The 16,805-nt window shown below is 71.6% G+C and carries 19 protein-coding genes; 16 read left to right on the top strand and 3 right to left on the bottom strand.

Annotated elements, in window-relative coordinates; all coding sequences use genetic code 11:
• Window positions 1-36 precede the first annotated feature (36 nt).
• Window positions 37-465, bottom strand: a complete 429-nt coding sequence (locus J7E22_RS05955; RefSeq protein ID WP_214979834.1) for a hypothetical protein — start codon at window positions 463-465, stop codon at window positions 37-39.
• 68 nt (window positions 466-533) lie between these two features.
• Here J7E22_RS05955 and J7E22_RS05950 point away from each other — a divergent pair, with 68 nt between their 5' ends.
• The 8 genes from J7E22_RS05950 (at window position 534) to J7E22_RS05915 (ending at window position 7,602) form a co-directional block, all read left to right on the top strand.
• The gene (locus tag J7E22_RS05950) at window positions 534-1,283 is read left to right on the top strand and encodes a ScbR family autoregulator-binding transcription factor (protein ID WP_214979832.1); all 750 of its coding nucleotides are present in this window, start codon (window positions 534-536) and stop codon (window positions 1,281-1,283) included.
• Window positions 1,284-1,399: 116 nt separating this feature from the next.
• A complete protein-coding gene (locus J7E22_RS05945) occupies window positions 1,400-2,290 on the top strand; it encodes an aminoglycoside phosphotransferase family protein (protein WP_214979830.1) in 891 nt (296 codons plus the stop codon).
• 88 nt (window positions 2,291-2,378) lie between these two features.
• Entirely contained in the window at window positions 2,379-2,990 is a 612-nt protein-coding gene (locus tag J7E22_RS05940; RefSeq protein ID WP_214979828.1) for a hypothetical protein, read from the top strand.
• Window positions 2,987-3,679 carry a DinB family protein gene (locus J7E22_RS05935; protein ID WP_214979826.1) on the top strand — a complete coding sequence of 231 codons (693 nt, stop codon included), beginning with the start codon at window positions 2,987-2,989 and terminating at the stop codon, window positions 3,677-3,679. The genes J7E22_RS05940 and J7E22_RS05935 overlap by 4 nt, the downstream gene beginning before the upstream one ends.
• A gap of 210 nt (window positions 3,680-3,889) precedes the next feature.
• Window positions 3,890-4,537, top strand: coding sequence for an ABC transporter permease (locus J7E22_RS05930; RefSeq protein ID WP_214979824.1), 648 nt, complete (start codon window positions 3,890-3,892; stop codon window positions 4,535-4,537).
• On the top strand, window positions 4,524-5,804 hold the full coding sequence (locus J7E22_RS05925; RefSeq protein WP_214979822.1) for an ABC transporter ATP-binding protein: 1,281 nt from the start codon (window positions 4,524-4,526) through the stop codon (window positions 5,802-5,804). The genes J7E22_RS05930 and J7E22_RS05925 overlap by 14 nt, the downstream gene beginning before the upstream one ends.
• A complete protein-coding gene (locus J7E22_RS05920) occupies window positions 5,801-6,562 on the top strand; it encodes an ABC transporter permease (protein WP_214979821.1) in 762 nt (253 codons plus the stop codon). The genes J7E22_RS05925 and J7E22_RS05920 overlap by 4 nt, the downstream gene beginning before the upstream one ends.
• A complete protein-coding gene (locus J7E22_RS05915; RefSeq protein ID WP_214979819.1) occupies window positions 6,559-7,602 on the top strand; it encodes a glycine betaine ABC transporter substrate-binding protein in 1,044 nt (347 codons plus the stop codon). Before J7E22_RS05920 ends, J7E22_RS05915 begins: the two co-directional genes overlap by 4 nt.
• An 81-nt stretch (window positions 7,603-7,683) precedes the next feature.
• Here the strand turns inward: J7E22_RS05915 and J7E22_RS05910 are convergent, their stop codons facing one another.
• The gene (locus tag J7E22_RS05910) at window positions 7,684-8,313 is read right to left on the bottom strand and encodes a TetR/AcrR family transcriptional regulator (protein WP_214979817.1); all 630 of its coding nucleotides are present in this window, start codon (window positions 8,311-8,313) and stop codon (window positions 7,684-7,686) included.
• A 75-nt stretch (window positions 8,314-8,388) separates the two neighbouring features.
• Here J7E22_RS05910 and J7E22_RS05905 point away from each other — a divergent pair, with 75 nt between their 5' ends.
• The 5 genes from J7E22_RS05905 to J7E22_RS05885 all read left to right on the top strand — a co-directional run bounded on the left by J7E22_RS05905 (window position 8,389) and on the right by J7E22_RS05885 (window position 13,089).
• Window positions 8,389-9,135 (top strand): ABC transporter ATP-binding protein, encoded by a 747-nt coding sequence (locus J7E22_RS05905; RefSeq protein WP_214979815.1) that lies wholly within the window; start codon window positions 8,389-8,391, stop codon window positions 9,133-9,135.
• Window positions 9,132-10,412 carry an ABC transporter permease gene (locus J7E22_RS05900; protein ID WP_214979813.1) on the top strand — a complete coding sequence of 427 codons (1,281 nt, stop codon included), beginning with the start codon at window positions 9,132-9,134 and terminating at the stop codon, window positions 10,410-10,412. The genes J7E22_RS05905 and J7E22_RS05900 overlap by 4 nt, the downstream gene beginning before the upstream one ends.
• A gap of 61 nt (window positions 10,413-10,473) precedes the next feature.
• The gene (locus J7E22_RS05895) at window positions 10,474-11,151 is read left to right on the top strand and encodes a hypothetical protein (protein WP_214979811.1); all 678 of its coding nucleotides are present in this window, start codon (window positions 10,474-10,476) and stop codon (window positions 11,149-11,151) included.
• A gap of 46 nt (window positions 11,152-11,197) precedes the next feature.
• A complete protein-coding gene (locus tag J7E22_RS05890) occupies window positions 11,198-12,643 on the top strand; it encodes an NAD(P)/FAD-dependent oxidoreductase (RefSeq protein ID WP_214979810.1) in 1,446 nt (481 codons plus the stop codon).
• 2 nt (window positions 12,644-12,645) lie between these two features.
• Complete coding sequence (locus J7E22_RS05885) at window positions 12,646-13,089, top strand: SRPBCC family protein (RefSeq protein WP_214979807.1); 444 nt, start codon at window positions 12,646-12,648, stop codon at window positions 13,087-13,089.
• A 67-nt stretch (window positions 13,090-13,156) separates the two neighbouring features.
• On the opposite strand, the gene J7E22_RS05880 is transcribed toward J7E22_RS05885, so the two are convergent.
• Window positions 13,157-13,975, bottom strand: coding sequence for a shikimate 5-dehydrogenase (locus J7E22_RS05880; RefSeq protein WP_214979806.1), 819 nt, complete (start codon window positions 13,973-13,975; stop codon window positions 13,157-13,159).
• Between the two features lie 76 nt (window positions 13,976-14,051).
• On the opposite strand from J7E22_RS05880, the gene J7E22_RS05875 reads away from it, so the two are divergent.
• The 3 genes from J7E22_RS05875 to J7E22_RS05865 all read left to right on the top strand — a co-directional run bounded on the left by J7E22_RS05875 (window position 14,052) and on the right by J7E22_RS05865 (window position 16,799).
• Window positions 14,052-14,990 (top strand): NADP-dependent oxidoreductase, encoded by a 939-nt coding sequence (locus J7E22_RS05875; protein WP_308159163.1) that lies wholly within the window; start codon window positions 14,052-14,054, stop codon window positions 14,988-14,990.
• Between the two features lie 94 nt (window positions 14,991-15,084).
• Entirely contained in the window at window positions 15,085-15,279 is a 195-nt protein-coding gene (locus J7E22_RS05870; RefSeq protein ID WP_214979804.1) for a PspC domain-containing protein, read from the top strand.
• 65 nt (window positions 15,280-15,344) lie between these two features.
• Entirely contained in the window at window positions 15,345-16,799 is a 1,455-nt protein-coding gene (locus J7E22_RS05865; protein WP_214979802.1) for an L-serine ammonia-lyase, read from the top strand.
• The last annotated feature ends 6 nt before the right edge of the window (window positions 16,800-16,805 follow it).

Here is a 16,805-nt window from a genome sequence, read left to right as displayed (position 1 = left end):
CTGAGCGCTGACTGCTGACGTGCCGAGGGTCGGGCGTCACCGGCGCGGTGCGGGCCGTCCCGTCGCGGCCACGACCAGGAGCGTCGCGAGCAGCGCGAACCCGGCGAGTTCGATCCCGAGCCCGGCGAGCTGCCAGTAGGCGCTCCCCACGTGCTGCGGCTGCGTGATCGTGTCGGGCCACCAGCTGTCGATCAGCGGGAACGACCCCGGGAACGGGTCGAGGCCGAACACCGCGAGGCCGGCGAGCAGGAGCACGACGCCGAGACCGCCCATGGCCCCGCGGGAGCGCCCGAGCATGTGGACGACGAGCGCCGCGGCCATGCCGGCGAGCCCCACGACGGCGAGCAGGAAGGCCACGACGACGATCGTCTGCGGGGTCAGCGCGACCCAGTCGAGCACGGCGATGGGCAGCAGCAGCCACCGCCCGGTCCGTGCCCAGCGCGCCGGGTTCCGCCATCCGTCCATGCCGGAACCGTATGGCACGCGTCCTGACGGTTCCCGTGGGACGATCGACTGCGGGAGGACCGGTGGTGGTGCAGGACGGGAACACACGGCAGCAGCGCGCGGTGGTGACGCGGGCCGCGATCATCGAGGCCGCCGCCGCCGAGTTCGACGAGCGCGGGTACCTCGGTGCCTCCGTCGACGCGGTCGCCGAGCGGGCGGGGCTGACGAAGGGTGCGGTCTACTTCCACTTCGCGTCCAAGGCCGAACTCGCCGGTGCGGTCATCGCCCGACAGCACGAGGTGGCGCGCGGGTACGCGGAGGACGCGACCGCGCGGGGCACCACGCCGCTCGAGTCGATGATGTGGATGGCGCAGGGGCTCGCGACGCAGATGATCCACGAGGTCGTGGTGAGCGCCGGCATCCGGCTGTCGACCGATTCGGCGTCGGTCGACGTCGACCGGCAGAACCCCTACGAGGACTGGATCGTGATCGCGACCGCGACGATGCAGCGCGCGATCGAGGCCGGCGAGGTCGATCCCTCGTGGGACCCGGCGCTCATCGCACGCGTCGTGATCCCGGCGTACACCGGCGTGCAGACCATGTCCGACGTGCTCGCGAACCGGTCCGACCTGTACGAGCGACTGCGGGAACTCTGGACGGTCCTGCTCGCGGCGATCGTCACGGCACGGATGCGCCCCGAGATCCCCCGGCTCGTGGCGATCATCGGGCCGGGTGCCGCCCGGCTGCCCCAGGTCCCCCGAGAGAGCGACACGGGCAGGGAGCGCGACGCGGGCGCTCAGCGCGACACGGGCAGGGCGAGCGACATGGGGGCCCCGTGAGTGACGCGGGTCCCCCCAGGGACACCCACGTCACCGACGACTGAAGCATACCAATCGGTCGGTTTTGCCGCTCTGCCCCCGTTCACGGGTGCCGCGACCCCGGGTACCCTGACGCCGTGCCGACCCCTGCCGCCGAGTTCGCCGTCGACGTGCCGCTCGTCGGGGCGTTGCTCCACGACCAGCACCCGGACCTGGCCGACCTGCCGCTCGACGTCGTCGCGAACGGGTGGGACAACGTCGTCGTCCGGCTGGGGGACCGGCTCGCGGTGCGACTCCCTCGCCGGGCCGCGGCCGCCCGGCTCATCGAGCACGAGCAACGGTGGCTGCCGGAGATCGCCGGACGGGTCGCCCCGGTCGTCCCGGTACCGGCACCGGTCCGGACCGGCCGCGCCGCCCTCGGGTACCCGTGGAGCTGGAGCGTCGTCCCCTGGCTGCCCGGTGTGCCGGCGGGTGCACGGGGCGGCGGCACACGGGCGTGCGGCGACCGCGTGGCGCAGACACTCGCCGACTTCCTCGGACTCCTGCACGTGCCCGCCCCGGCCGAGGCGCCGCTGAACTCGGTGCGCGCCGTCCCGTTGCGCAGCCGGAGCGAGGCCGTGCTCGCGCGACTCGCGACGGCGGACGTGCACCGGGCTGTGGAGCTGGCAGCGCTCTGGCGGGCCGCAGCCGACCTGCCCGCGTACGCCGGGCCTCCCGTCTGGGTGCACGGCGACCTGCACCCGTTCAACCTGCTCGTCGAGCCGCAGCAGACCGATCCGTCGTTGACGGCGGTCGTCGACTTCGGGGACGTGACCGCGGGGGACCCCGCCGTGGACCTCGCGACGGCCTGGCTGACGCTCGACCGGGAGGCGCGGGGCACCTTCCGCGCGCGCGTCGCCCCCGACGACGCCACCTGGGGTCGCGCGCGCGGGTGGGCCGTCTCGATCGGCTCCGCCCTGCACGGCAGTGACGAGCCGTGGTTCCGGGCCGTCGGGCGGCGGACGATCGACGCGGTCCTCGACGACTGAACCGTCACCAGCGGGGACTGTTGCGGCGACCCGAACGGGGTTAGTGTGACCGCACCAATCCGTGCACGTGAAGATCGGAGGGGCCGTCATGACCCTCGAGTTCCGCGTCCAGCACGACGTCGCCATCGACGCCACGCAGTCCCCCGTCCCACCCGCCCGCACCGGTCTCCGAGGGCTCCTCGACAGGCTCGCAGCCCGTCGAGCCGCTGCCCAGGCCCGTCGCACCGTCGCTCGCCTGCACGAACTCGACGACCTCGGACACCTGCTCTCCGAGGCGCGGGTCGTCATCGAGGGCGGCTGGATCCAGCACGCCTGGTTCGCCTACGTCGACGACCGCGGTCGGGTGCGCAAGGCGTCGAGTGCGGCCACCCTCGACGTGCAGGGGCGCCCGCTCGTCGGCGCGTGCCTGGTCGGTGCCGTCGTCTACGCCGCCGGTGGGCCGCACGCGGTGCACTCGCAACGGGTCCAGCGCGCCCTCGACCTGGTGTGGCACGCGCTGGCCTCCGACGAGGGACAGCCGGTCCTCTGGTGTCCGGCGCCGGACATCCGGATGGGCCGTGTCCGCGACCTGACCAGCTGGAACGACGCGCCGGACCGCAGCGGACGCGAGGTCGCCAGTCTGCTGCTCACGGCCGAACGGGTCTCCGTGCAGGAGTCGGAGCGCGTCCGGGCCGATGCGGTGGCACGATCGGGGGCATGAGTTCCGACGAGCCGGTCCCCGAAGTCCGCCCAGCCGCCCCCACCGCTACGATCGCCTCGCGCGGCGGGTCGCTGCTGTCGTCCGAGGGGACCGGGCCGTCCACGGACGCCGCGCAGGTCAAGGAGACGCTCCACCGGTACCTGCAGAAGCACCGCGCGGCGCTCCTGGCGAAGCTCGACGGGCTCGCCGAACGGCAGGCCCGCTGGCCGGTCACGCCGACCGGCACGAACGTCCTCGGGCTCGTGAAGCACGTCGCGGGGGTCCAGGCCGGGTACTTCGGCGAGGTCTTCGGTCGCCCGCTGCCGGACGCCCCGGCCTGGGTCGACTCCGCCAGCGGCGAGGACATGTACGCCTCGCCCGACGAGACCATGGCCGACGTCATCGCGTTCCACCACCGGAGCGCCGCCCACGCCGACGCGACGATCGAGGCGCTCGACCTCGACGCCCGCGGGGTGGTGCCGTGGTGGCCGGAAGGGCACCGCGAGGTCACGCTCCACCGTGTCCTGGTCCACATGGCGTACGAGGTCGGACGGCACGCGGGGCACGCCGACATCGTCCGCGAGATGCTCGACGGACTCGCCGGCGACGGGGACGGCAACCTCGCCGACAAGACCCCCGACGAGTGGGTCGAGTGGCGCGAGCACCTGGTCGACATCGCCGAGCGATCCGGTCTGCGCGGACTCCCCTGATAGTCGGTGACGATCGGTCATTGTTACCGATCTCCCAGGCTGCACGGCGCGAACGCCCGCTGATCAGGGGTTCTGTGGAGCGCGATCAGTGCGGTGGCGGGGGTCCTCGGCGTCCAGGTGTCCTGGCACCCGGCGTGTCCTGAGTAGGTTCGAAGCCGTTCGTGCCCCGATCCGTGGGCACTTCGGCCGACCCGGAAGGAGCGCCCACCCGTGTTCCAGTACGTCGTGGAGCGATGGGACCAGATCTGGTTCTCGTCGTGGCAGCACTTCTCCCTGGTGGTCCAGTGCGTGGTCCTGGCGACCGCGCTCGCCGTGGTGCTCGCCGTGCTCGTCTACCGCAGCGACCGGCTCAGCTCGATCGCGAACGGGGTGTCCGCCATCGGGCTCACCATCCCGTCGTTCGCCCTGATCGGCTTGCTCATCGTGCCGCTCGGGTTCGGCGTCGTGCCGTCCGTCGTGACGATCGTGTTCTTCGCCACGCTGCCCATCCTCCGGAACGCCGTCGTCGGGCTCGCCGAGATCCCGCCCGCCGTCGTCGAGTCGGCCCGCGGCATCGGCATGAGCCGGTTCCGCACCCTCGTGCAGGTCGAACTGCCGATGGCCTGGCCGGTCATCCTCAGCGGCGTGCGGGTGTCCGCGCAGATGGTGATGGGCGTCGCCGCCGTCGCCGCGTACGCCCTCGGCCCGGGCCTCGGCGGCTTCATCTTCTCCGGCCTGTCCCGCCTGGGCGGCGCCAACGCCATGTCCTCCGTGGTCGTCGGGGTGGTCGGCGTCATCCTGCTCGCCCTCGTCCTCGACCTGCTCCTCCTCGGCCTCGGCCGCCTGACCATCTCGAGAGGTATCCGTGTCCAGCACTGACTCCGCCACCACCACCGCCCCCGACGGCGACGTCACCGGCCGCAGCATCCTGCTCGACCAGGTCACCAAGCGGTACCCGGGGCAGACGACGCCCGCGGTCGACGGCATCACGCTCGAGATCCCGGCCGGCAAGGTCGTCATGCTCGTCGGGCCCTCCGGCTGCGGCAAGACCACGACGCTGAAGATGATCAACCGCCTGATCGAGCCGACCGAGGGCCGGATCGTGGTCGGTGACGACGACGTCACGAACATCGACGGCGACGAACTCCGCCGTCGCATGGGCTACGTCATCCAGGCCGGCGGGCTCTTCCCGCACATGACCGTCGCGGCGAACATCGCGATCGTGCCGAAGATGCTCGGCTGGTCCAAGGAGAAGGTCGCCGCGCGCGTCGACGAGCTCCTCGACCTGGTCTCGCTCGACCCCGACACCTACCGCGACCGCTACCCCCGCGAACTCTCCGGCGGCCAGCAGCAGCGCGTCGGTGTCGCCCGAGCGCTCGCGGCCGATCCGCCCGTGCTGCTGATGGACGAGCCGTTCGGTGCGGTCGACCCGATCACCCGGCAGCGACTGCAGGACGAGCTCATCCGCATCCAGGCGGAGCTGCACAAGACCATCGTCATCGTGACGCACGACTTCGACGAGGCCGTGAAGCTCGGCGACTGGATCGTCATCTTCACCGAGGGTGCGCACATCGTGCAGTACGACACCCCGGAGCGGATCCTCGCCGAGCCGGCGAACGAGTTCGTCGAGAACTTCATCGGTTCCGGCGCGGGCCTGAAGCAGCTCACGCTGACCCGCGTCCGCGACGTCGAGGTCGAAGCGGCCGTCACCTGCTCGCCCGGCGAGGAGGTGAAGGCCGTGCTGCAGCGCATGCAGGAGGCCGGCGGACACCAGCACGCCGTCGTGGTCGACCACCGGCAGCGCCCGATCGGCTGGCCGAGCCGTCGGCAGCTCGAGCGGCTCACGCGCATCCCGGACGGCACCGAGCCCGGTCTGCCCGTCGTGGGCGACGCGGCGACGCTCAACGACGCCCTCGACACCATGCTCGTCTCGAGCGCCGGAGCGGCCCTCGTCACCGGACGGCGCGAGGCCTTCCGTGGCGTGATCACGGTCGAGACGGTGATGGAGGCGATCACCCGCTCCCGCGCCGCGGCCAGCCAGGACCAGGCGTACGCGCCGGTCGGGACGAACACGAACCCCATCGAGACGCTGCCGTCGTCGCCCGCCCCGGTCGCCGACCCGGTCGGGTCGCAGGGGGACCGATGAGCCAGGTCATCGCCGGGCCCGCCACCGGGCAGCGCACCTCGTGGAAGGGGCTGCTCGTCCAGCCGATCGCGATCGTCGTGGTGTTCCTCGTCTTCGTGGCGTGGCTGGCGACCGCGGACCTCACCCCGACCGAGCGCACCACCCTGAACCCGGCCGACATCGTCGCCCTGACCGGGCAGCACCTGGTCCTGACGCTCCAGGCCACCGTCCTCGTCCTGGTGATCGGCATCCCGCTCGGCATCCTGCTGACCCGCGGCCCGCTGCGCCGGATCAGCGGGTACGTGCTGGCGGTGGCGAACTTCGGGCAGGCTGCACCGGCGGTGGGGCTCATCGTCCTGCTCGGGGCCTGGATCGGTCTGAATAGCTGGTCGGCCGTGGTGGCGCTCGTGCTCTACGCGATCCTCCCGGTCCTCCGGAACACCATGATCGGCATCCAGAGCGTCGACGCCCGCACCGTCGAGGCCGGCCGCGGGATGGGCATGAGCGCGTTCAGCGTGCTGCTGCGCGTCGAGCTCCCGCTCGCGGTCCCGATCATGCTCGCGGGCATCCGCACGGCGCTCGTGCTGCTCGTCGGCACGGCCACGCTCGCCACCTTCATCGGTGCGGGCGGCCTCGGCCTCCTGATCACCACCGGCGTGAACCTGTTCCTGCCGCGGGTGCTCGTCGCCGGCGCGGTCCTCGTGGCGCTCCTGGCCCTGTCCATCGACTGGGTCGGCCGCGTGGTCGAGACGTACGCACGACCGAAGGGACTCCGATGACGCACGCCGAACCGCGGGACGCACGCCGCGCCTCCCGTCCGCGCCGTCGTGGCCGGGCCGTGGCCGCCGCCGTCGTGGCGGGCGCGACCGCCCTGGTGCTGACCGGTTGCGGGCTGCAACCGGCCACCTCGTTCGCGCCGGCCGCGGGGCCGGGGTCGATCGCCCGCATCAAGGGCCTGCCGAGCGGTGCGCACATCACCGTGACGTCGAAGAACTTCACCGAGCAGCTCGTCCTCGGCAAGATCGCGGTGCTCGCCGCGAAGGCCGCCGGGTTCGACGTGACCGACGAGACGAACGTGCCGGGCAGCGTCCCCGCCCGGCAGCTGATGACCACCCACGGGGCCGACCTGACGTACGAGTACACCGGGACCGCGTGGCTGACCTACATGGGCCACAAGGCGGGGATCCCGGACAAGACGAAGCAGTGGACCGCCGTCCGCGACGAGGACGCACGCAACGGGCTCACCTGGCTCCAGCCGGCGCCGATGAACAACACCTACGCGTTCGCCGTGCGGAACGAGGCGGTGTCGAAGCTCGGGAACATCACGACGCTCTCGCAGATCGCAGCGCTGCCGGTCAGCGAACGCACGTTCTGCGTCGAGTCGGAGTTCAACTCCCGTGCCGACGGCTTCAAGCCGATGCTCGAGAAGTACGGCCTGCAGCTCGGGGGCGCGGGGAAGGCCGGGGTACCGTCCGGGAACGTCAGCATCCTCGACACGGGCACCGTCTACACGGCGACCGACCGTGGCAAGTGCAACTTCGGCGAGGTCTTCACGACCGACGGGCGCATCAAGTCGCTGGGGCTGACCGTGCTCAAGGACGACCGGGGCTTCTTCCCGGCGTACAACGTCGCGCCGGTGCTGGACTCGACGACGCTGCGCGAGTACCCGCAGCTCCGCGGGATCTACGACCGGATCTCGCCGAAGCTCACCGACGCGGTGTTGCAGGAGCTGAACAAGCAGGTCGACGTCGAGGGCCGGGAGCCCGCCGACGTCGCGTTCGACTGGATGGTGCGGGAGGGCTTCATCACGAAGGGCTGACCGGCCCGGATGGCCCGGAACGGACGGGAGGCACGTGGCGGGTCCGCCACGCGCCTCCCGTCGTGTTTCCGGAGGCGCCGGTCAGGCGGCCGCGATGCGGGACGCGGTGTCGCGGATCAGGCCGACGATCTGCGTGCGCACCTGTTCCGCGTCCGTCCCGTCCTGCCGGGCCGTGCTCCGGAGTGCGGTCATGCACATGCCGAGCAGCATCTCCGCGGCCTGCGGGGTCGCGGCCTCGGGGCCCCAGACGGGATCGCGTTCCAGGATCGTGCGGACGGCACCGGTCATCGCCTCGGCCACGGAGGTCATCCGCGAGACCTGCCGGCGCATGAGCTGCGGGAAGCGCACGATGACCTCCTTCCGTTCGTGACGCTGGCGTTCGTCCCCGAAGGAGTCGCCGAACACCAGGAAGGCCAGGTCCACCACCGCCTGCGCGGCCGGCTCGCCCGCGACCGCCGCCAGGTGCGCGTCGAGTGCCTCCGGGGTCAGGTCGAGCTCGGTGTGCCCGAGGACCGCGTCCTCCTTGCTCTCGAAGTAGTTGAAGAACGTCCGCGGCGAGACCTCGGCGCGACCGGCGATCTGCTCGATCGTGGTGTGGTCGATGTCCTGCTCGAGGGCGAGCGAACGGGCGGCGTCGGCGATGCGCCGGCGGGTCTCGAGGCGCTTCCGGTCGCGCAGTCCCATCGGCGTCGAGGGAACGGTGTCGGGCATGGGATGACTGTAAACCGTGGTGACTTCGCAGCAAACGCGGATTTGCACGAGTGCAACGATCACTACGCTCAGGGGATGACGACTCCCGGAGCCGGGCGCACCCCGGTGTTGGAGGCCCGTGGCCTCACGAGGACCTACGGCCGTGGTGCCACGCGGTTCGACGCGCTCAAGGGCGTGTCCCTCGCCGTGCACCAGGGCGAGAGCCTCGCCATCGTCGGCAAGTCCGGCTCGGGCAAGTCGACGCTCATGCACCTGCTCGCGCTGCTCGACAAACCGTCCTCGGGTGAGGTCCTGCTCGAGGGCACCGACGCGGCGACGCTCAGTGCCCGCCAGGTGAACCAGGCACGGAACCGCACCTTCGGGTTCGTGTTCCAGCAGTTCTTCCTGACGCCGAAGACCTCGGTGCTCGACAACGTCGTGCTGCCGCTGAAGATCGCCGGCGTCCCCGGGGCAGAGCGGAAGCGTCGGGGTCTGGCGGCGCTCGACGCCCTCGGACTCGCCGACAAGGCGAAGAACGACGCCAACGACCTGTCCGGCGGCCAGAAGCAGCGCGTGGTCATCGCCCGGGCGCTCGTGGGGGAGCCGAACGTGATCTTCGCCGACGAACCGACCGGCAACCTCGACACGAACACCGGCGAGGTGGTCGAGGACATGCTCTTCGGCCTGCAGCGGGAACGCGGGATGACGCTCGTCGTGGTCACGCACGACGAAGAACTCGCCGCCCGGTGCGACCGGAGCGTCAACGTCCGTGACGGCCTGATCGTCGGCGGCAGCGCCCCAGTCGACGGATCGATCGACCAGCACGGAAGGCACTCCGCATGAACTTCCTCGACCTGCTCAAGACGGCGATCGCGAACACCTTCCGGTCGAAGCTCCGCACCACCCTGACCGTGATCGCGATCTTCATCGGCGCCTTCACGATCACCCTGACCTCGGCGATCGGTACCGGCGTCGGTAACTACATCAACACGCAGGTGGCGTCGATCGGCGACACCGGGTCCCTGACCATCACGAAGACGGCCGCGTCCTCCGGCACCGGCAGTGGCCCGGCCAAGTACGACCGGAACGCCTCCAGCCAGACCGTGAACCGCGGCCCGGCGTCCTTCGCGTACCTGTCGGCGTCCGACATCGCGAAGATCACCGCCGTCGACGGCATCCGCAGCCTCCGGCCGGCCGTCGCCCTCACCACGAAGTGGGCGGAGTACGCCGACCACGGCAAGTACGTCGTCGACCTCACCGCCAACGCGGGCGAGCTCAAGGCCGACCTGGCGTCGGGGAAGCAGCTCGACGACCGGTCCTCGGCGGGCAACCAGGTGATCCTGCCGACGAACTACCTGAAGAACCTCGGTCTCGGCAGCGCGTCGTCGGCCGTGGGCAAGCAGCTCACCTTCGCCGTCGACGACTACCAGGGTAAGGAACACACCCTGACCGCCACGGTCGTCGGGGTGCAGAACGAGTCGCTGTTCGGCGGCGGTGCCGGGGCGAACGCCACGCTGACCGACGCGATGCAGGCGGCGCAGGAGACGGGGAAGCCGGCGTCCATCGCCACCTCGTACGCGAGCGCCACCGCGAAGCTCGACTCCGGTGCGTCCACCGCGAGCGTCAAGAGCGCGCTGTCGAAGGCTGGCTTCACGGGGCAGACGATCCAGGACCAGCTCGGCCAGTTCGAGACCGTGATCAACGGCATCGTCGGCGTGCTGAACGCCTTCGCGGTGATCGCGCTGGTCGCGGCCGGGTTCGGGATCATCAACACCCTGCTCATGAGCGTGCAGGAGCGCACCCGCGAGATCGGCTTGATGAAGGCGATGGGCATGGGTGGCGGCAAGGTCTACACGCTGTTCTCGCTCGAGGCGGTCTTCATCGGGTTCCTCGGCAGCGCGATCGGGGCCGGGGTCGCGATCCTGCTCGGCACGGGCATCTCGAACGTGCTCGCCGGAACGGTGTTGAAGGACCTGCCCGGGCTCCAGATCCTGCAGTTCGCGCCGAGCTCGGTCGCGACGATCATCATCGTCGTGATGCTCATCGCCTTCCTGGCCGGCACCCTGCCGGCGCGGCGGGCAGCGCGACAGAACCCGATCGAGGCCCTCCGGTACGAGTGATGCCGGTGCCCTCGGGCGGCCGCCGGACGGACGGTCACCGAGCGCCGGTATCGTCGTCTGCATGGCCCTGTTCGGACGACGCAGCAAGCAGGACGTGCGCGACCGGCCCGTCAGCCAGGTCGAACTGAAGCGTGCGGTGGACGAGGGGTTCCTCATCGCCAAGGCGGCCGTGACCATCGCCGTGGCGAACCGGATCATCACGAACGCCCTCCGCGACCAGGGGTACTTCGACCACGCGGTGATGGCGGACGCCACCCGGCAGGAGCTCCACCGGATGGCCGAGGAACAGCGGGGTGACGCCGAGCGTGTCCGCGAGATCCGGTCGAAGTCGAGCAAGCAGACCGGCCGCTCCCGGCACCAGCACGACTACCGCCGTGGCGACGACCTGAAGCTCCGCACGCGCGAGGCCACGTACGAGCAACTCGCGACCATGCTCGACCGGCGCCGCGACGACCAGAAGTTCGTCGACGGGATCGTGCTCGCGGCCCGTGCACGCGCGTGGGACGACATCGGGACGACGGTCGTCGGCCGCCTGGGGTGGGCGCAGCGTCCGGCCGACGACTACGAGGTCGGACGCGACGACCGACTGCAGCAGCTGCTCGACGAGGACTTCGCGACGCTGCTGGCCGAGCACCCGGTCGACCCGCACGGGGCGACCGCGCTGGACGCGGACGAACCCGACCCGGACGCCGGCGACGACGGGACGGATCCGGCGGACGCGGACGACGCCCGCTCCTGACCCAGACCGTGACCACTCGGAGCCGGGGATCCCTAGGCTCTCGGACATGGTTGATGCTGTGGTCGTGGGCGCCGGGCCGAACGGCCTCGCCGCCGCGGTGACCCTCGCTCGTGCGGGACTCTCGGTCCAGGTCATCGAGCGGAACGACACGATCGGCGGCGGAGCCCGCACGTCCCCGTTGACGCTCCCGGGCTTCCTGCACGACGTCTGCTCCGCGGTGCACCCGATGGCCCTGCAGTCCGAGTTCTTCCGACGCTTCCGGCTCGAGGACCGCATCGAGCTGCCGCTGCCCGAGGTCCAGTACGGCCACCCGCTCGACGGCGGTCGTGCCGGCATCGCGTACCGGGACCTCGCACGGACCGCCGAGGAGCTCGGGGTCGACGGCCCCGCGTTCCGCCGCCTGATGCTCCCGCTGTCCGGCAACGCCGACCAGGTCGCCGACTTCGCGACCGACGCGCTCCTGCACGTGCCGCGGCACCCGGTCACCGTCGCGAAGTTCGGCCTCCGGGCGCTCGAACAGGGCACCGCCGCGTGGAACCTCCGCTTCCGGGGCGACGTCGCGCCCGCGATGCTCTCCGGCGTCGCCGCGCACTCGATCCAGCACATGCCGTCCCTGTCCACTGCCGCCGCGGCGCTCTCCCTCGGCGCCTACGCGCACGGTCGCGGCTGGCCGGTGCCGATCGGCGGCAGCCAGGCGATCGTGGACGCGCTCGCCGCCGACCTCGAGCGGCACGGCGGCACGATCGAGACCGGCCGCGAGGTCCACGACCTGTCCGACCTCACCCCTGCCAAGGCGGTGCTGTTCGACACGAGCGTGCCGGGCATGCTGCGGATCGCCGGCAAGCAGATCCCGACGCCCAGGCGTGGGGCCCTCCGGCGGTTCCGCTTCGGGAACGCGGCGGCGAAGGTCGACTTCGCCCTGTCCGACCCGGTGCCCTGGACGCACGAGGCCCTGCGCCGTGCGGGGACCGTGCACATCGGCGGGACCCGGGCCGAGATCGCCGCGGCCGAGGGCGAGGTCTCGCGCGGTCGTCACGCCGAGCGCCCCTACGTCCTGGGTTCGGAGCCGACCGTGGTCGATCCGAGCCGGGCACCGCGCGGCAAGCACGTCTTCTGGGCGTACGCGCACGTGCCCGCCGGGTCCGACGTCGACCAGACGGACGCGATCATCCGGCAGATCGAGCGGTTCGCCCCGGGCTTCCGCGACACGATCCTCGAGTCCTCGAGCCGCACCGCCGTGGACATGGCCGCGTACAACCCGAACTACGTCGGCGGGGACATCGCCGCCGGGGCCGCGAGCTTCTGGCAGCTCGTGAAGCGCCCGGTGCTGTCGAGCGACCCGTGGCGGATGGGCGGCGGCATGTACCTGTGCTCCGAGGCATCCGCGCCCGGCCCCGGCGTGCACGGCATGGCCGGCTGGCACGCGGCGAAGAGCGCACTACGACACACGTTCGGCTTGTCGGATGACGTCGAACTCGGACCGGAGGACTGACCATGGCGAAGAACGTGCGCATGCTGCACTGCCGACCGGAGGACGTCTTCGACGTGCTCAGCGACGGCTGGCTCTACACGACCTGGGTGGTGGGCGCGTCACGGATGCGCGGGGTCGATGCCGCGTGGCCCGCGGTGGGTTCCCAGCTCCACCACTCGTTCGGGTCGTGGCCCCTCGTGATCGACGACGCCACGACGGTCCTCGAGTGGGACCCGCCGCGCCGGATGACGATCCAGCCGAAGGGCTGGCCGATCGGCGAGGCCCGGGTCGAACTCGCGGTCGAACCGCACCGGCTCGGCTGCAAGGTGACCATCGTCGAGAACCCGGTCGCCGGACCGGGGTCGCTGGTGCCCGGGTTCATCGTCCAGCCGCTCATCTGGATCCGCAACCGTGAGACGCTCCGCCGTCTCGGCTGGCTGGCCGCGGGGCGTGCCCAGACGGTCTGACGACCAGACCGACCGAACAGCGGACGGGAGGCGCGGTGCGGGCCCGCACCGCGCCTCCCGTCCGGCGTCACTCGGCGCGACTGAACGCGCTGGCGCGCTCCACCTGGTCGTCGGTGAGGGCGACGCCCGTGTAGCGCTCGAACTGCCGCGCTGCCTGCAGCGCGATCACCTCGGCACCCGTGATGACCCGCTTGCCGGCGGCGCGTCCGGCACGGACGAGCGGTGTCTCCGACGGGAACGCGACGACGTCGAACACCGTGTGCGCGGCCGCGATGCGGTCGTCGGGGAACGCGAGGGTGTCCTGCTCGTCGCCCCGCATGCCGAGCGGGGTGACGTTCACGACGACCTCGGCGTCACCGGCGCGGTCGTGGTCGGCGACCCAGGCGTAGCCGTACTGGTCCGCGAGGGCCGAGCCGGCGCGCTCGTTGCGGGCGACGACCGTCAGCTGCTCGAAGCCCGCGCCGCGGAACGCCGCCGTGACGGCCTTGGCCATCCCGCCGGAGCCCCGCAGCAGGACCCGTGCGGAGGGGTCGACGCCGTGGGTGGCGAGCAGTGCGGCGACGGCTTCGTAGTCGGTGTTCGACGCGGTGAGGACGCCGTCGTCGTGCACGACCGTGTTGACGGACTGGATGGCGGCCGCGGAGTCCTCGACGACGTCGACGAGCGGGATGATCGCTTCCTTGAAGGGCATCGACACCGAGCAGCCCCGGATGCCGAGCGCGCGGATGCCCGTCACGGCTCCCGGCAGGTCCGTCGTGGTGAACGCCTTGTACACGAAGTTGAGGCCGAGTTCGTCGTACAGGAAGTTGTGGAACCGGGTGCCGATGTTGCTCGGCCGGGCCGCGAGCGACATGCAGACCTGCATGTCCTTGTTGAGGATGGGCATGTCGTGCAGTCTCCCATCACACGCCGATGGAGCGCTCCACGCCCGGTGCTGCGGCCGGTGGCGTACCGTCGATGCCGTGAGTGCGATCCCCGAGACCATGCGAGCCGTCCGCTTCCACGAGTGGGGAGACCGCTCGGTCCTCCGCGTCGACGAGGTCCCCGTGCCGTCCGTCGGACCCGGGCAGGTGCTCGTGCGCGTCCGTGCCGCCGGCATCAACCCGGGGGAGTCCGCGATCCGGCAGGGCCTGTTCGACGGGAACGACCCGGAGAAGCTCCCGTCCGGCCAGGGGACCGACTTCGCCGGCATCGTCGTCGCGGTCGGCGAGGGTGTGGACGGCATCGACGAGCGCGAGGAGGTCCTCGGCTGGTCGTGGACCAGGTCGAGCCAGGCCGAGTACGTCGTCGTGCCGTCCGAGCAGGTCGTGCAGAAGCCGCGCCTGCTCGACTGGACCGTCGCCGGTGCCCTGGACGTCATCGCCACCACCGCTGCCGCCGCCGTGCGTGCCGTCGACCCGCGACCGGGCGAGAGGGTCGTCGTCTCCGCAGCTGCCGGGGGAGTGGGCGGCTTCGTGACGCAGCTGCTGACGAACGAGGGCATCGACGTCATCGCGATCGCCTCGGAGTCGAACCACGAGTGGCTCCGGTCCAAGGGAGCTCGTCCGGTGGCGTACGGCGACGGGCTGCGCGAGCGGATCCAGGAGCTCGCGACGAACGGCATCGACGCGTTCATCGACACGTTCGGCCCCGAGTACGTGCACCTCGCCGTCGAACTCGGCATCCCGGTGGACCGCATCGAGACCGTGATCGCGTTCGAGGTCGCGCAGGAGATCGGCGCGAAGGCATCCGGCAGCGCGGACACGGCCGACCCCGAGATCCTCGGGGCGCTCGCCGCACAGGTCGCGGACGGCTCCATCGAGGTGCCGATCGCGGCCACGTACCCGCTCGAGCGGGTGCAGGACGCGTACGAGGAGCTCGAGCAGCGGCACACGCGCGGCAAGATCGTCCTGGTCCCCTGACGTCCGCTCCGCCGGTCGGGGTGGGGATGACCCCACCACGGGACCGGGTGCGAACGCCCTGGTGGCGCCCACGTCGCGTCCGTACCGTGGAGGCATGAACACACTCATCCGTCCCCGCACCGGCCGCGTGCTCGCCGGCGTCTGCGCCGGCATCGCCGACCGCTTCGGCTGGTCCCGTTCGCTCGTCCGCGTGGCGTGGGTCATCCTGAGCTTCTTCCCCGGACCGCTCTGGATCGCCTACGTCGTGCTCTGGTTCCTGATGCCCGACGAGCGATCGCCCCGCCGCTGACGACGGCCCCGACGGGCCCGACGCGCACTGACCCCCCGTCCGTCCGGACGGGCTAGTGTGGCGGCGTGCCGGTCTCCGTCTTCGATCTCTTCAGCATCGGCGTCGGCCCGTCGAGCTCGCACACCGTCGGCCCCATGCGGGCGGGTGCGGCCTTCGCCGAGGCCCTCGTCGGGGCGCCGGTCGCCCGCATCGACGTCCACCTGTACGGCTCCCTCGCCGCCACCGGGCAGGGACACGGCACGCTCGGTGCGGTCGTCGCCGGGCTGATGGGCGCCCATCCCGAGACCGTCGACCCCGACGCGCTCGCCGTGGAACTGACGGCCGTGGACGAGACCGGGACCCTGCCGCTGCACGGGGGCGCCACGGTGCCCTTCCGTCTCGCCGACATCGTGCTGCACCCGCTGACGATCCTGCCGCGGCACCCGAACGCCATGCGCCTCCGGGCTGAGGACCCGCAGGGCACGACGATCGCCGAGGAGACGTACTACTCGATCGGTGGCGGCTTCATCACGAGCGAGGGCGACACCGCGGGGATCGCGTCCGCTGCCGTCCCGCCCAGCGCAAGGACCGGAGCCGGGACGACCGGTGCCGCGACGACCGGTGCCGCCGCCGTCGCCGTCGCTGCGATCCCGGTGGTCGATTCGGTGCCGTACCCGTTCTCCAGCGGCGCCGAACTCCTCGCCACCTGTGCGGCGACGGGCCTGCCCGTGAGCGGTGTCGCACTCGCCAACGAGACCGCGACCCGCACGGTCGACGAGGTCCGCGCGGGCCTGCTCGGCATCCACGCCGTGATGGAGTCCTGCGTGCGCCGGAGCATCGAGCGCACCGGCACCCTCCCCGGGGGCCTCGCGGTCCGTCGCCGTGCCGCCGACTGGTACCAGCAGCTCACCGCTGACGACCCGCACCACGACCCGCTGTTCGCGATGGAGTGGGTGAACCTCACCGCGATGGCCGTCAACGAGGAGAACGCCACCGGCGGCCGCGTCGTCACCGCCCCGACGAACGGCGCCGCCGGGATCATCCCCGCCGTCCTGTTCTACGCACTCACGTACGTGCCGACCGTCACCGCGGAACACCGCGACGACGCGGTCGTGCGGTTCCTGCTCACCGCCGGCGCGGTCGGCTCGATCTACAAGGAGCGGGCGTCGATCTCCGGCGCCGAGGTCGGCTGCCAGGGCGAGGTCGGGTCCGCTGCCTCGATGGCGGCGGCCGGGCTCGCCGAGGTGCTCGGCGGGACGCCCGAGCAGGTCGAGAACGCGGCCGAGATCGCGATGGAGCACAACCTGGGGCTCACGTGCGACCCGATCGGTGGCCTCGTGCAGATCCCGTGCATCGAGCGGAACGCGATCGCGGCGAACAAGGCGATCAACGCGGCACGGATGGCGCTGCGCGGGGACGGTGTGCACCACGTCTCGCTCGACCAGGTCGTCGAGACGATGCGGCAGACCGGCGCCGACATGTCCACGAAGTACAAGGAGACCGCGATGGGCGGCCTCGCGGTGAACGTCCCGCTCTGCTGACCCCAC

Origin of the sequence: Curtobacterium sp. ISL-83, assembly GCF_018613895.1 — a bacterium.
Lineage (GTDB): Bacteria > Actinomycetota > Actinomycetes > Actinomycetales > Microbacteriaceae > Curtobacterium.
The sequence above is the reverse complement of the archived record's forward strand: the minus strand, read 5'-3'. Positions and strand labels throughout refer to the sequence as shown.

Bases quoted from the DNA above. Each gene is read 5' to 3' on its own strand.
- J7E22_RS05880 (WP_214979806.1), bottom strand. From the start codon at position 13,975: ATGCCCATCCTCAACAAGGACATGCAGGTCTGCATGTCGCTCGCGGCC.
- J7E22_RS05920 (WP_214979821.1), top strand. From the start codon at position 5,801: ATGAGCCAGGTCATCGCCGGGCCCGCCACCGGGCAGCGCACCTCGTGG.
- J7E22_RS05915 (WP_214979819.1), top strand. From the start codon at position 6,559: ATGACGCACGCCGAACCGCGGGACGCACGCCGCGCCTCCCGTCCGCGC.
- J7E22_RS05940 (WP_214979828.1), top strand. From the start codon at position 2,379: ATGACCCTCGAGTTCCGCGTCCAGCACGACGTCGCCATCGACGCCACG.
- J7E22_RS05935 (WP_214979826.1), top strand. From the start codon at position 2,987: ATGAGTTCCGACGAGCCGGTCCCCGAAGTCCGCCCAGCCGCCCCCACC.
- J7E22_RS05910 (WP_214979817.1), bottom strand. From the start codon at position 8,313: ATGCCCGACACCGTTCCCTCGACGCCGATGGGACTGCGCGACCGGAAG.
- J7E22_RS05900 (WP_214979813.1), top strand. From the start codon at position 9,132: ATGAACTTCCTCGACCTGCTCAAGACGGCGATCGCGAACACCTTCCGG.
- J7E22_RS05895 (WP_214979811.1), top strand. From the start codon at position 10,474: ATGGCCCTGTTCGGACGACGCAGCAAGCAGGACGTGCGCGACCGGCCC.
- J7E22_RS05885 (WP_214979807.1), top strand. From the start codon at position 12,646: ATGGCGAAGAACGTGCGCATGCTGCACTGCCGACCGGAGGACGTCTTC.
- J7E22_RS05955 (WP_214979834.1), bottom strand. From the start codon at position 465: ATGGACGGATGGCGGAACCCGGCGCGCTGGGCACGGACCGGGCGGTGG.
- J7E22_RS05905 (WP_214979815.1), top strand. From the start codon at position 8,389: ATGACGACTCCCGGAGCCGGGCGCACCCCGGTGTTGGAGGCCCGTGGC.
- J7E22_RS05890 (WP_214979810.1), top strand. From the start codon at position 11,198: ATGGTTGATGCTGTGGTCGTGGGCGCCGGGCCGAACGGCCTCGCCGCC.
- J7E22_RS05870 (WP_214979804.1), top strand. From the start codon at position 15,085: ATGAACACACTCATCCGTCCCCGCACCGGCCGCGTGCTCGCCGGCGTC.